Below are 13,608 nucleotides of genomic sequence, written 5' to 3'. Positions count from 1 at the left end.
TGAGACGCGCTTGCGAAGCCGGGGCGGTGTGTTAACGACGGCGCATGTCCTGCACCCGCCCGCTCATCACCAGTCTGTTCGCCATTTCGGCTCTCGTTGCCTCGGCAAGCGCAGCAGCGGCGGACGACGCGCTGATTACCGTGACCGGACGCGGGCTGGCAGACCGACCGGGCGATGCCACCGCCAGCCTGATCGTCATCGACCGGGACCGGATTTTGGGCAGCGCGTCGAACCGGCTGGAATCGGTGCTGTCGGACATCGCCGGGCAGCAGCAGTTTCGCCGCTCCGACAGCCGGTCGGCCAATGCCACATCACAGGGCGTGACGCTGCGCGGGCTGGGCGGCAACGCCTCGTCGCGCGCCCTGCTGGTGATGGACGGCGTGCCACAGGCCGATCCGTTCGGCGGCTGGGTGGCGTTTCCCGCCTATGCCACCGGGCGGCTGGGCCGCATCCGGGTGACGCGCGGCGGCGGGTCGGGATATTGGGGCCAGGGCGCGCTGGCTGGCACCATCGAACTGGAAAGCGTCGGGCCGGGCGATATCGCGCCCGCGATGGGCAGTCTTTCACTCGGCAGCCGCGATTCCATGGATGCACAGGCCAGCCTTGGCCTTGAACGGCCCGGCGGTTTTGCGACGATTTCGGCGGCCTATGGGCGCGGCGACGGATTTGTGCCTATCGTGGCGCGAAATCGCGGCTCGGTGGACCGGGCGGCGCCCTATGAACAGGCATCGGCCGCTGTGCGCGGCGTCATCGAAATTGCGCCCGATGTGGAGGCGCAGGCGAATGTCAGCGCCTTTACCGACCGTCGTGAACGCGGGCTGGCCTTCAGCACCAACACATCCGAAGGCGCCGACGCATCATTGCGCCTCGTCGGCCGGGGCGATTGGGGCTGGTCGGCGCTGGCCTATGTGCAGACACGGGACTTCACGTCCGATTTTGCGGCGGTCAACACCGCGCGCACCACCGTCAGCCAGACTTTGCAACAGTTTGGCACGCCGGCCTCCGGCGTTGGCGGGCGGCTGGAACTGGCGCCGCCGGTCGGCGGCGGCGTGGTGCTGCGGATCGGCGCCGAAACCCGCCAACTGACGGGCCGCACACGCGAATTGTTCACCTATGTCGCCGGCGCGCCAACCCGGATCCGCGAGGCAGGCGGCAAGACCGGCACCACCGGCTTGTTCGCCGACGCCAGCCTCGAAACCGGCGCGGTGACACTGACACTTGGTGGCCGCATCGACTGGTGGCAAATCACGCAGGGCCGGCTGCTGGAAAACACGCTGGCGACGGGCGCCGTGCTGCGGGCTGACCAGTTTGCCGACCGGTCTGGCAGCGAAGTGACGGGACGCGCCGGCATCGCCTGGGCAGCGGCGCCGTGGCTGACGCTGCGCAGCGCTGCCTATCGCGGCTGGCGGCTGCCGACATTGAATGAGCTTTATCGCCCGTTCCGCGTCGGGCCTGATGCGACCGCGGCCAATGCGCTCCTGAAGCCGGAACGGCTGAGCGGCGTCGATGCGGGCTTGACGCTGACGCCTGCCACCGGGCTGACGATTGGCGCGACGCTGTTCTGGAACCGCATGGAGGACGCCATCGCCAACGTGACGCTTGGTACCGGCCCCGGCGTGTTTCCGGGGGTGGGGTTCGTTGCGGCGGGCGGTTTCTATCGGGCGCGGCAGAACCTCGATGCCTTGCAGGTCTGGGGAGTCGAGGTCGATGCCAGCTGGCGCGTCGGCGATTTCGGTGCGCGGCTGTCGTGGAGCCATGTCGATCCGGTCATCCGCGCCAGCGGGGCGGCGGCGACGCTGAGCGGACTGGACCCGGCGCAAACCCCCCGCGATCAGCTGTCGGCCACGGCGGAATACACCGGCAAACTGTTCAGCTTGTCGGCGACGCTGCGTCACATTGCCGGGCAATTCGAGGATGATCAAAACCTGCGTACGTTGGCACCGGCCACCATGGTCGATGCCGTGCTGCTGGTGCCGGTGGGCAAGCGGCTGACGCTGGAGGCGCGGGCCGAAAACATGTTCGACGCCGAAGTGCAGGCGGCGCTGTCCGGCACCGGCGTTATCGAGCGCGCTTTGCCGCAGACATTCTGGCTGGGTGTGCGGTTCACATTGTAAAACGACGGCCATCGACAAGCAGCGCGAGGCGCCATAGTCTGGGATTCTCAAGGGGATGGAGCCAGTCATGATCGGGCCAATGCATCGCAGCCGGTATTCCCGGGTCGCCATTGTTCTGCATTGGCTGATGGCGCTGCTGATTATCGGCAATCTGGCTGGCGGGTTCCTGCATGATTTCGTGCCGCGTGAAGGCGGGCAACGGGCGCTGGTAATGGGGCTGCATCGCAGCTTCGGGCTGATGCTGCTGGCGCTGGTGGTGGTTCGGACGGGCTGGCGGCTGGGTCATGCACCGCCGGCCCTGCCCCATTATTTCACGGTTGCGGAACGGTTGCTGGCGCGGGCCACACATGGCGGTTTTTACGTGGCAATGCTGGTCATGCCGCTGCTCGGCTGGGCCATGGCCGATGGCAACGATCGACCGCTGCACTTTCTGGGCCTGGTCGATGTACCCAAGATGGGGGTCAGCAAGCCGCTGGCTGGATTGGCCAAGGAAGGTCATGAGCTGCTGGGCTGGGTGATCCTGGCGATGCTGACGCTGCATGTCGCGGCGATCGTCAAACACGCTGTGCTCGACCGCGATAATCTGCTGCCCCGTATGGGGGTCGGCAAGCCGCGCGGGCTGTGATGGCCCGGCAATGATCGGCGAACTGCGGCTCGATCCGGGCTGGAAGGCGGCGCTGGCAGCCGTGTTGGCGAGCCCGCACATGGCGGCGCTGCGGGCGTTCCTGGTCGCCGAAATGGCCGGCGGCAAGACCATCTTTCCGCCCGGCAGCGAATGGTTTCACGCGCTGGACCTGACCCCGCCCGATCAAGTGCGCGTCGTCATCCTGGGGCAGGACCCGTATCACGGCCCCGGCCAGGCACATGGACTGGCGTTCAGCGTCCGACACGGCGTCAAGGTGCCGCCGAGCCTGGCCAATATCTACAAGGAATTGCATAGCGATCTGGGCATTGCACCGGCGCGTCATGGCAACCTCCGGCATTGGGCGCGACAAGGCGTGCTGCTGCTCAACACCGTACTGACCGTCGAACAGGGCCGGGCGGCATCACACAAGGGCAGGGGCTGGGAACAGTTCACCGACGCCGTGATCTGGCACATCGCAGCACAGGACCGGCCGGTTGTTTTCCTGCTGTGGGGCAAGCATGCCCAACAAAAAGCTGCTTTTGTCGATGACGCCAGACACCTTGTGTTGCGATCGGTGCATCCATCGCCGCTGTCGGCTTACGCCGGCTTCTTTGGTTGTCGGCATTTTTCTCGCACCAACGCATTTTTGATGCGCCATGGCCAGACGCCTATCGACTGGGCCTCGCCCAGCGCCTGAACTGCCATGGACGGGATGGCTGGCGGACAAACAAAAGCCCCGCCGAAAGTGGCGGGGCGAATGTTGGTTGCGGGGCCCGCAACCATCTTAACTTGCTGCTGAACGTCCGGGTCCAGTAACGTTTCCAAGCTCTACTCACGCTGTCGGATGACGAATAAAATATTGATATTATTCAATATAATTTCGATTATCAAGATTCGGAAAAGGCTGCGTGGTGTATGACGGATTTTCAGTGATTAGCGGCCATGGAGAGCACTTTGCTCCTTTTTGTTCTCGAGCCAAACGACTAATGGAGACGCTATGCCAATCCGCCCAAGCCAGCGTTGGTTCGACCCGATCGACTGGCGGGAGCTGTCGCATTTAATCCGCTTCGATCGCGTTAGCAGCCGCTGCGAGCGCTGCTAACGTCCGCACCTCAATCACATTGTAGTTGGTTCGGATGGCCTGTGGTGGGATCCCGTCAGACAGTGTTGGCGCGACCAATGCGGCAGGCGATCACGAGTCTTGCCTAACTTGACTCGACTTGCTGGCCGTTAGCCGTCGCTGGCTGGCTTTGTGCAACTGCCCCTGCCCAGTGCCTAAGTCGTATTCACCACCGCCCATCTCGACCAAGAGCCCGGCAGCAACGACCCGTGCAACTTGGCGGCCCTCTCAACGCTGCCACTTGCAGCATGAACGAGCGGCACATCGCCGCCAGCGCTGGATGAAACTCATCTATCGCTGCGCCTTCGGTGACCAATTTACAGGGCAATCTTCAGAGCGGCGTTAAGGCTGTGGGCATTCACACGGCAGCAAAGCAATAGGTTCGTGTTAGCGCTCAACCCATGTCGGGAAGCGCCTGACGGGATTCCGTAGGTTACGGCCGTGGAATCCGAGTTCATGCCAGACAGCGTAACGCTGATGGCGCGTCAGTGTGCGTTATCCGAGCAATGCGAAAAGCGCGGAGAGCAGCGAGCCAGCTCGGGGGCCAACGCAATGTCAGCGGAAATCGCTGCCCCCCTCGCCACCCATGCCCCACCCTTGCCGCAGCGCGATCAATGCTACTGCCAACCATATGGCTTTCACCTTCAAGCATTCCTGCAGTTGGGACCGCCCAAAGGCAACGCCAATCGGAATTTAAGCTGAAGCCGAAGCGCGACACGCTTGGCATCCGACCACTTCCGCAGGCATAGGCGCTGTCCCGCCCGACTGGCGCTTTGGGACACTTATGCAAGCAAGCCTATCACATCGCACCGTCGGACTGGATTTCGGCACCACGAACACTGTCGTTGCTGTCTCCCAGCACGGGCGGGACCCGCGCCTGGTCGATTTTTCAGGGCCGGTAGAAACGACCGATGTCTTCCGGTCCGCCCTGTGCTTCTGGGAGGATGACACCGCATCCAGCGGCGTTGCCGTCGAGGGGGGGCCATGGGCGATCGCCGAGTATCTGAGCTGGCCACAGGGCTGCCGCTTTATCCAGTCATTCAAGTCCGTCGCGGCCAGCAGCAACTTCGAACGGGCAGCGATCTTTGAGCAGCGCTACACCTTCGAAGACCTTGGCAGGACATTCCTCGGCGAACTGATGCGGCATTCGGACGGTGAACTGAGCGACCGCAGCGGCCGCATCATCGTCGGTCGCCCGGTGGCTTATGCAGGCAGTAGCCCAGATCCGGCGCTCGCCCGGCAACGCTACAATCTGATGTTCGAGGGCCTTGGCGCCGAAATCCACTACGTCTACGAGCCGCTCGCGGCCGCCTTCACCTATGCAGCACGCCTAGCCGACGAGGCGACAGTGCTGGTTGCCGATTTCGGTGGCGGCACCAGTGACTTCTCGGTCGTCCATATGAAGGCGCCGAGGGCATCGCAGCGGTTCACGGCGTTGGGACACGCCGGCATCGGCATCGCCGGCGACGACTTTGATTTCCGGCTGCTCGACCAGTTGGTTCTGCCCCAGCTTGGCAAGGGCAGCGAATACAGGTCATTCGACAAGTCCCTCGCCATCCCGGGGAGCTACTTCGCCGATTTCAACAACTGGTCACGACTCGCGCTGATACGCAATCGTCGGACCCTGGAGGAGTTGCGACGCCTGCAGCGGCAGGCCGCTGACCCGGCTGCAATCGCGCGGCTGATCGCCGTCATCGACAACGAACTCGGCTATCCGCTTTACGACGCCATCGGACGGATCAAACGCCAGCTCTCCGAAAGCACCCGCGCGACGTTTCGGTTTTCAGGGGCCGGGCTCGAGATCGAGGCCGAAGTGACGCGCGCAATGTTTGAAACCTGGATCGCCGATGACCTTGCCCGCATCGAAGCAACCGTCGATGCCGCGCTGGAGACATCCGGGGTTAGCAGCGCTGATGTCGACCGGGTTTTCATGACGGGCGGTTCGTCACTTATCCCGGCAGTCCATCAAATCTTCTCAAGGCGATTTGGCGCCGACCGTGTCGCAGTCGGCGGCGAGCTAACTTCGATTGCGCATGGCCTGGCGCTGATCGGGCAACGCGATGACGTCGCAGAATGGTCGATTTGATCGGGGCTAAAGCCGCCACAAGCTTACCACGTCCAAATTGCCTTGGAAGCCTTCGTGCGCGGGCGGCGCAAGCCTGAGCATTAGCCATCAGGGCGCAAATCTTGGCACTGAAGCAATCTGCAGACAGCCCGCTCCAGCAGATGATGTCGATACGAGAGAATTTGCAACGAAAGATGTTGTTCAGGCTTGGATAGCCAATGCCGCCTCGAGCTGGCCAAGCGCTTCGCGATGGCATCCCATGTTCCAGGTTTCGGCGATTGCGACCCACGGATTGGCGCTTTTTCCGCGGCACGAAGCAACGGAACCGGCGCGAACGCCGCCGAGACGAAGTGGATCTTTGCGTGTTCGGAACATTGCGGAATAAGCGTCTAGCAGCGACGCATCGGACGCGGCTGCAACAGGGGAGAGATAGCGCAAAGGGCCGACGACCACTTGCGTCTGGCCATCAGCATGCAACAGGATCACACGCCTGCCAGCCGGGATATCCAGCGCAGCGCCGCTGCGGATGATGGCGCCGGACGGGCCTGCAGATGATTGCAGCACGAGGACATCGGCCCTCGCCCCCGTACCGGTGAAGGCCCAGGTGAAGACCATTGACAGCAGCGCGAGAACGGTAACCTTTAAAGGCCGGCAAGGCATGGCAATCCCTTCCGTGTTGCTTGGCAAAACACCGCAGACCGGATGATATCATTGCTCCCAGCCCGAGGCCCCTATCTTTACGCCGTACTGGCCAGCGCGGCAATTGGCGTTGCTGCGGCGCAACTGCCGCCGCTGGTGGCGCTGGAGAACCTGATCGGTGACCAGCGCGTGTCGCGGCTGACACCATCTGTACCGTTGGCAACCAACATCGTCATCGTCGCATTCGATGAAGCCAGCCTGGCAGCCCTGCCATCGCGGTCGCCGATCGACCGGCAGGCGCTGGCGACCATCATCGAACGCGTCGATGCGGGCCAGCCGCGCGTGATCGGCCTTGATATCCTTCTCGATCAGCCGACAAGCCCGGCGGCCGACGAACGCCTTGCCGCCGTGCTGGCACAAGCGCGGGCGCCGATGGCGCTAGCGGCCTCTGGCCCACGCGTTGGCGCCTTTGAAGCGCGGATGCTCGGCCGGCAGCCGCGGCGGCCGCCGGTGTTGCAGGCCGATGCCGTCGATGGCGTGGTGCGCCAGCTGGCGATGCCGGCCGGCACCAGCCTTGCCGCGTTATTGGCGGCGCGCGCCGGTATCGCCGGCAGCCCGCCCACCAGCCGCTTCGGCGTGCCGCGCACGGCCGAAGGCGCCTTGCCATTCGCGCGCATTCCGGCGCGGTCGCTGCTCGCCGGCGATGTCAACGCATCGGTGTTCACTGGCAGAATCGTGCTGATCGGGTCCACCGCGCCCGGCGTCGATCAGCACCCGACACCGCTCAGGGTCTTTGGCGGCGCCGAAGCGGCTGGCACGCCGGGTGTTGCCATCCACGCCTATCAATTGCGCGCCGTGCTGGGATCCAGCGATACGCCCTTCACCTCGATCTGGCGCGATCTGTTGCTCGCCGGGCTGGCCGCAGCGGCGGGCATGGCCCTGGCACATACGCGGCTGCACCCGGCAGTGCGCGCCGGCCTTGCCGGTCTGGCGTTGGCTTTGCTGGGATTGGCCGGCTTTGCCGCCTTTGCCGCCGATTTCTGGCTGGCCAATCTTGTCGCAGCCAGCCTTGCACTTGGCACGGCCCTCGCGATCGGCAGTGCCCAGGCACTGCGGGCCAGTCACCGACAATCCCAATTGGTCCAATCGACCTTCGAACGGTTTCTTGCTCCCGACATCGTTGCCCAATTGATGCAGCACCCGGAACGGGTGACGGCGGGGGCAGCGCCGCGGGAGATCGCGGTACTGTTCACCGATCTTGGCGGCTTCACGGCACTTTTGGAACGGATGTCCCCAAATGCGGGCGAAACGCTGCTCAATACCTATCTGGCGCTTATCAGCGAGATCGTCATCCATCACGGCGGCACCATCGACAAGATCGTCGGCGACAGTATCCATGCCATTTTCGGTGCACCGATTGATCAGCCCGATGCTGCCGCACGCGCCTGCGCATGTGCGCTGGAAATCGATGCCGCCGCCGAAACATTTCGCCGCGACCACGCTGCCGCCCGGCTGGAGGCCACTCGCATCGGCGTGCATTTCGGCACGGCTCTGGTTGGCAATTTCGGCGGCCGTGACCGATTGGATTATACCGCCCACGGGCCGGTGATGAACATCGGCGCTCGGCTGGAACACGCCAACAAGGCATTGGGCACGCGCGTTTGCGTGTCTGCTGCCACACTTGCCGCCGGCCGGATCGGCAAGGAGGATTGGCTCCCGGTCGGTTCATTGGCCTTGCGCGGCGTTGCCGACCCGCTGGCAGTGCTGACGCCGGCACCGCCAAGGCTTGATCGCGGCGCCTATGCGGCAGCGCTGGCGCTTGTGCCGGCCAACCCGCTGGCCGCACTTTCAGCAATGAAGGCGCTGGGCAGTGATCACCCGGTGGTGCTGCTCCATATCGTTCGTTTGCAGCAAGGGCTGGCTTCGACGGCAATCGACCTCAGCTGAGGCCTCAGAAATCCAGCAGGTCCGACAGGGCAACCGGATCGACGATCACCAGCACGGCACCGTCGCTGCGGATGCTGCCATCGGCGCGCCAGCGACTGAAGGTCTTGGACACCGATTCGCGCGTGGCGTGAACACGCACCGAAAGCTCGGTGATGGTCGGCGGCACCGCAATCACTGCTTCGCCCGGCACCACACTCGGCCGCGCCAGCCGTAGCAGCTCGGCCGCCACACGCGCCGGAATGGGGGCGGCGGCCATGGCAAAGGTGCGGTCGCTGGACTCGCGCAGCCGGGCTGCAAGCTGCAGCGCCACGCCCCACGCAAATGCCGCGCTTTCGGCCAACAAGTTGCCGAATTGCCCCGCCTCGATACGGATCGCCGACAATGGCTCCAGCGCTACCGCCGATCCCGATCGCGGCCCGCCGTCGATCACTGCCAGCTCGCCGATCAACTCGCCCGGCAAGCGATGGGCAAGGACAACCAGATCGCCATCACGCGACACCCGGAACACGCGCGCCCGTCCCTCCAGCAACAGCCAGGCGGCATCGGCACCCCCGTCTTCCTGAAGAAAAACCGTGCCTTGCGGGATTATGACATGACGAAGCCCAGCCGAGCCAGCGGCCAGCGCCTGTTGCAATATCAGCGCAAGATCCGGAGCTGCCACACTGCAAAAGCTAATCGCAACGCGGGCACCCCGTCAATCGCCGCTGCAATTGACACAGGTGTGAAGCGCTTCACGGCGCCGGCGCCTGATTGCGGGGCATGACAGCAGCAGGATCGGAGAACCCGCCATGCCACCTGCCATCATCTGTCCGCTTTCCCGCCGCCAGTTTGCCTTCGGCCTTGCCGGGGCGGGCCTTTCGGGCATTGCCTTTCCGCGCCCCGCCTTTGCCGCCGACGATCCGGCCCTGGCATTGATGACGACAGCTTATGAAGCCACGCGTTTTGCCGCTGCGCGCTTTGCGGCCACCCTGACCCATCAACCGCGTCCGGACGTGCGGCAAGCCCGCGCGCTGGCCGGCGCGACCAAGCTGATCGAGGGCGGCCGTGGCACGGCGCGGCTGCTGCGCTTCACTACCCCGGCCGATATGCGCGGCGTCGCCACGCTGACCATCGAACGCTCGGGCAGCAGCGACGACTTGTGGATTTTCCTGCCGGCCTTGCGCCGGGTGCGGCGGCTGGTGTCGTCGAACCGCGCCGACCCGTGGGTGGGATCGGAGTTTTCGCTGGGCGACATCATCGGCCACAAGGTCGGCGACTGGCATCACCGGCTGGTCCAGCGCGAACCGCTGGGCGCAGCAAGCGCCATCCGCATTGAAAGCGTGCCCGCTTCGGCGCGGGTGGCCAGCGATACCGGATACAGCAAGCGCGTAACCTGGCTGCGCGAAGCCGATGCAGCGACGCTGCGCGTGGATTTCCACGATCAGACCGGCGCACCGATGAAATCGCTGCTTGCTGGCGATATCGCTACTCTGGATGCCGACAAGGGCAAGATTCAGCCGATGCGTCTCACGATGCGCAACCTGCGCGGCGGGGGCGTGTCGACGCTGGCATTCAGCCAGTTTCGCATCAACGCCGCCATCACCGATGCCGAACTGGCACCCCAGGCACTGCAATCGTGAAGCCGGCGCTGGCCTTGCTGGCAAGCGCCGCGCTGTCGGCGCCGGCTCTCGCGGTACCGGGGGTCGAGCTGTCTGGCCGTGCCAGCGCCTGGAGCAGCGACCGCACCGGCACCGACGAGAGCATCGAGGCTGCTGCAGAAGTGTGGCTGCGGGTGCGGCAAGGTCTTGGCGAGAAAGCGGCGCTGCGCGTTGAAGGCTGGGCGGGCATCAATCCGGACGGAACCGGCAAGCTGGCCGGCGACATCCGCGAGGCACAGATGCGATTGACTGCAGGCGGCGTGACGGTGTCGGCGGGCCGCCAGATCAGCGTCTGGGGCCGCGCCGACCGGATAAACCCCACCGATGTGGCCGCTGCGCGCGACTATCGCCGGCTGACCGAGGACGAGGACGACAACCGGCTTGGGTTGGCTGGCGTGAGTTTGGCCTTGCCTTTGGCCGGTGGCACGCTGGCAGCACATTGGTTGCCGGAATTTCGCGCCACCGTGCTGCCGATCGTGCTGGCCGGGCCAGGCCTTGCCAGCCGGCAGGAGCGGGTGAATGCGCCCGAGACACAATTCGCGCTGCGCTACGAACGCTTCGGGGGCCGGTTCGACTGGTCGGTCACCTATGCCAACGTCGCCGACCGCACGCCATGGCTTGCCATTGCCCAGTCTGGCGACCACAGCGCCGTCGGTGCGCCAGTGCTGGTTCAGCACCATCCGCGCTTCGCAATGCTGGGCGGTGATCTTGCGACAACATTAGGCGACTTCGGCCTGCGGCTTGAACTGGCGGGCTATGAATATGCCAGCAGCGCGGCGCGTGGTCAGGCCGGGCGGCTGCCGCGATTTGCCGGCGTGCTGGGGATTGATCGCAGTTTTCGCGGGCAATGGTCGATCATTGCGCAGGCAGTGCTGCGGATGAACCGCAGTTCGGCACTCGCCGCAGACGCATCGCCGCTGGTTTCCGATCGCAACAACCTCATCCATTCGGCGTGGCGCGATACCATCCTTGGCGGCACCATCAGGGTTCGCAAGGGGCTGGCCGGTGACCGCGGCGCCATCGAAGCGACGGTCGCGGCGTTCACCGGCGGCGGCAATTATGTGCAGCTCAAGGCCAGCCACCGGTTGAACGACACGCTGCGGCTGTCGCTGCTGGCCGAGCGCCATGGCGGCGTGCGCGGCACCTTCTTTGGCCAATTGCGGCCCAACAACATGATTTCCATCGCCGTGCGTGCCGGTTTCTGACGGCGTCCCTTCCAGGAGAACTGCCATGTTCACCACTCTCGCCACCCTCGTCACGCGCCGGCCCTGGACTGTCATAGCCGTGGTCGCACTGGCGGCCCTGCTATCGCTTGCCGGCGCGCGCCACCTGCATTTCGTGAGCGATTTCGACAGCTCGTTGCCTAACCGCAGCCCGTTGTCGGCGCAGATCCACGCCATCCAGAATGTCTTCGAAAGCCGCAACACGCTGGCCTTTCTGGTCAAGGACGGCACGCCGGCATCGCGGGTCGCAGCGGCCTGCACGCTTTCGGAAGGCCTGACACGTGTGCCCGGCATCGCGGCCGGACGGGTCTATGGTGTCGGGTCTTCGACGGTCAAGTATCTGGCCGACGATAGAGGCGATCTTGTGGTCAACGGCCTTGACCAGTTGTGCGCCGGCAAGGCCGGCATGTCCGCCGCTGTCAGCGCGGGCCTCGGCCCCCAGGCATCCCTGGTGCAGGCACCCGATGGGTCGCTCACCGTTTATGCCGATGTCGCGGTGGCCAGCGGCAGTTTTGGGCCTCTGTTGGAAAAAATCGATGCCATTGTTGCCAGCGCGAGTGCAGGCGGCGTTGCCATCGCCTATTCCGGCCAGCCGGCATTTCTGGCGCAAAATGACATCTATTCCAAACGCATCGCGTATTTCTTCCCCGTCATCATGGCGCTCATTCTGCTGCTGCACTGGGAGGCGCTGCGATCGATGCAGGCCGTGGTGGTGCCGATCTTTACCGGGCTCGGCGCGACCTTGATCGGTCTTGGCCTGTATGGCTGGCTGCGGCAGCCGCTCGACACGTACACCGTGCTGGCCCCGGTGCTGATCCTGGCCGTGGGCGCTGGCCATTCGGTGCAGTTGCTCAAACGCTATATGGAAGAAGTGCGCGGTCGGACGGAAATTGGCCAGCAGGCAACCCGCGAGGCCAACGCCGCCGCCATCATCGCCACCATCGCCGCGCAGGGCCCAGTACTGACGATTGCCGTCGCCGGTGCTGCCACCTGCCTTTTCTCGCTGCTGCTGCTCGATGTGTCGGCTTTGGCACGCTTTGGCCTGCTGGCCGGTATCGGGCTGATTGCGGCGCTGGTGCTGGAGCTGACCGTGGTGCCTGCCATCCGAATGCTACTGCGTCGGCCGATCATGCGGCCAGGCTATGGCGATCTCAGCCCGGTGTGGCAGGGGGCGCTGCGCCGGGTTGCCGAAACTGCGTTGACGGGGCCGGCGGGGCGCATTGCGCTGGGTCTGGCGATCGGCGTTGCTGTGCTGGCCATCGGCGTGTCCCGGGTCGCGGTGTCGCATTCCATGGCGATCTACACTTCGCCGGATGTGCCGGTGCAGCGCACGGTCGCTGAACTCACCGATGCTGGCGTCGGGCCTTATGTCATGGACGTGATGATCGATACCGGCCGCCGCGATGGTGCCTTTGATCCGGCGGTGCAAAAGGCAATGCTCGGCCTGGAAACCCGCATGGCCGCCGATGATGCAGTGCGTGCCGTGCTGTCACCGGCCGGCATCATCCGATTTCTGGGCTGCCGCTTTGCCGGCTCTGCCGATTGCGCCACCGCCGACGCTGCCTCGGCAGACGAGAGCCGGCAGATCTGGACCGTGTTGTTCGGCGGCGGGCGAGCGGTGGGCCTGATCGACGACAGCGGGCGCTATTTGCGGCTGCGGGCGTTCGTGGCCACCGATGAAACCCGCGTCGCTACCCGGTTGATCGACACGGTCCAGGGCTATGCCCGCGCCCAAGGCCTGGCCGTCAGCATTGGCGGTTCTGCGGTCACGGCCAAGGCGCTGGCCGACGGCATCGTCCGTGTCAGCCTGGAAAAAGCCGCACTGCTGCTGGTCATCGTCATGGTCATCGGCGGGCTGGTGTTCCGGTCGTGGGTGATGGCGCTGCTGTTCCTCATTCCTTCCGCACTCACCATCGCCACCAATTTCGCCTGGCTGGGCTGGAGCGGCACCACGCTGAATGTCGCCACTGCCGCCGTCGCCACCATCGCGGTCGGCGTCGGTCTCGATTATCTCATCTACTTCACCTTCCGCATCCGCGAAGCCCTGGACCAGCGCCTCGGCTATCTCGATGCAGTCCGTGTCGCCCATGCCTCGGCCGGCGGCGCAGCGGTCTGCGTCGCGATGGCGGTTGCGGTGGGCTATGTCGTGCTGCTGGCGTCGCCGGGCTATCTTGTCCACCACTGGATCGCGGTGCTGGTGCCGGTCACCATGCTGGCATCGCTGGTCGGCACGCTGTT

Annotated in this window: 10 protein-coding genes; 8 read left to right on the top strand and 2 right to left on the bottom strand. The window is 65.0% G+C overall.

Translation table 11 applies throughout. From position 1 onward, the window contains the following. The first annotated feature begins 44 nt into the window (after window positions 1-44). The 4 genes from RMQ73_RS12665 (at window position 45) to RMQ73_RS12650 (ending at window position 5,945) form a co-directional block, all read left to right on the top strand. On the top strand, window positions 45-2,114 hold the full coding sequence (locus tag RMQ73_RS12665; protein ID WP_310498635.1) for a TonB-dependent receptor domain-containing protein: 2,070 nt from the start codon (window positions 45-47) through the stop codon (window positions 2,112-2,114). Window positions 2,115-2,181: 67 nt separating this feature from the next. Next, window positions 2,182-2,739, top strand: a complete 558-nt coding sequence (locus RMQ73_RS12660) for a cytochrome b (RefSeq protein ID WP_310498634.1) — start codon at window positions 2,182-2,184, stop codon at window positions 2,737-2,739. Window positions 2,740-2,749: 10 nt separating this feature from the next. Continuing rightward, window positions 2,750-3,436, top strand: a complete 687-nt coding sequence (ung, locus tag RMQ73_RS12655) for a uracil-DNA glycosylase (RefSeq protein WP_310498632.1) — start codon at window positions 2,750-2,752, stop codon at window positions 3,434-3,436. Window positions 3,437-4,643: 1,207 nt separating this feature from the next. Further along, window positions 4,644-5,945 (top strand): Hsp70 family protein, encoded by a 1,302-nt coding sequence (locus RMQ73_RS12650; RefSeq protein WP_310498630.1) that lies wholly within the window; start codon window positions 4,644-4,646, stop codon window positions 5,943-5,945. Window positions 5,946-6,125: 180 nt separating this feature from the next. On the opposite strand, the gene RMQ73_RS12645 is transcribed toward RMQ73_RS12650, so the two are convergent. Then, window positions 6,126-6,539, bottom strand: coding sequence for a hypothetical protein (locus RMQ73_RS12645; protein ID WP_310498628.1), 414 nt, complete (start codon window positions 6,537-6,539; stop codon window positions 6,126-6,128). A gap of 87 nt (window positions 6,540-6,626) precedes the next feature. Here RMQ73_RS12645 and RMQ73_RS12640 point away from each other — a divergent pair, with 87 nt between their 5' ends. Beyond that, the gene (locus RMQ73_RS12640; RefSeq protein WP_310498626.1) at window positions 6,627-8,510 is read left to right on the top strand and encodes an adenylate/guanylate cyclase domain-containing protein; all 1,884 of its coding nucleotides are present in this window, start codon (window positions 6,627-6,629) and stop codon (window positions 8,508-8,510) included. 4 nt (window positions 8,511-8,514) lie between these two features. On the opposite strand, the gene RMQ73_RS12635 is transcribed toward RMQ73_RS12640, so the two are convergent. Further along, complete coding sequence (locus RMQ73_RS12635) at window positions 8,515-9,171, bottom strand: Crp/Fnr family transcriptional regulator (RefSeq protein WP_310498625.1); 657 nt, start codon at window positions 9,169-9,171, stop codon at window positions 8,515-8,517. Window positions 9,172-9,298: 127 nt separating this feature from the next. Between RMQ73_RS12635 and RMQ73_RS12630 the strand changes: the two genes are divergently transcribed. The 3 genes from RMQ73_RS12630 to RMQ73_RS12620 form a co-directional block, all read left to right on the top strand. Continuing rightward, window positions 9,299-10,129: an outer membrane lipoprotein-sorting protein gene (locus RMQ73_RS12630; RefSeq protein ID WP_310498624.1), complete on the top strand. Its 831-nt coding sequence runs from the start codon at window positions 9,299-9,301 to the stop codon at window positions 10,127-10,129. Beyond that, window positions 10,126-11,352 (top strand): DUF1302 family protein, encoded by a 1,227-nt coding sequence (locus tag RMQ73_RS12625; protein WP_310498623.1) that lies wholly within the window; start codon window positions 10,126-10,128, stop codon window positions 11,350-11,352. The genes RMQ73_RS12630 and RMQ73_RS12625 overlap by 4 nt, the downstream gene beginning before the upstream one ends. Before the next feature lie 25 nt (window positions 11,353-11,377). Then, a partial coding sequence (locus tag RMQ73_RS12620; protein WP_310498622.1) for an MMPL family transporter occupies window positions 11,378-13,608 on the top strand: 2,231 nt, incomplete at its 3' end.

The sequence above is a fragment of the Sandarakinorhabdus sp. genome (assembly GCF_031430775.1).
Lineage (GTDB): Bacteria > Pseudomonadota > Alphaproteobacteria > Sphingomonadales > Sphingomonadaceae > Sandarakinorhabdus.
Note: the sequence above shows the minus strand (reverse complement) of the source record. Positions and strands in the feature narration are given on the sequence as shown.

Bases quoted from the DNA above. Each gene is read 5' to 3' on its own strand.
- RMQ73_RS12660 (WP_310498634.1), top strand. From the start codon at position 2,182: ATGATCGGGCCAATGCATCGCAGCCGGTATTCCCGGGTCGCCATTGTT.
- RMQ73_RS12630 (WP_310498624.1), top strand. From the start codon at position 9,299: ATGCCACCTGCCATCATCTGTCCGCTTTCCCGCCGCCAGTTTGCCTTC.
- RMQ73_RS12650 (WP_310498630.1), top strand. From the start codon at position 4,644: ATGCAAGCAAGCCTATCACATCGCACCGTCGGACTGGATTTCGGCACC.
- RMQ73_RS12665 (WP_310498635.1), top strand. From the start codon at position 45: ATGTCCTGCACCCGCCCGCTCATCACCAGTCTGTTCGCCATTTCGGCT.
- ung (WP_310498632.1), top strand. From the start codon at position 2,750: ATGATCGGCGAACTGCGGCTCGATCCGGGCTGGAAGGCGGCGCTGGCA.
- RMQ73_RS12645 (WP_310498628.1), bottom strand. From the start codon at position 6,539: ATGGTCTTCACCTGGGCCTTCACCGGTACGGGGGCGAGGGCCGATGTC.
- RMQ73_RS12640 (WP_310498626.1), top strand. From the start codon at position 6,627: ATGATATCATTGCTCCCAGCCCGAGGCCCCTATCTTTACGCCGTACTG.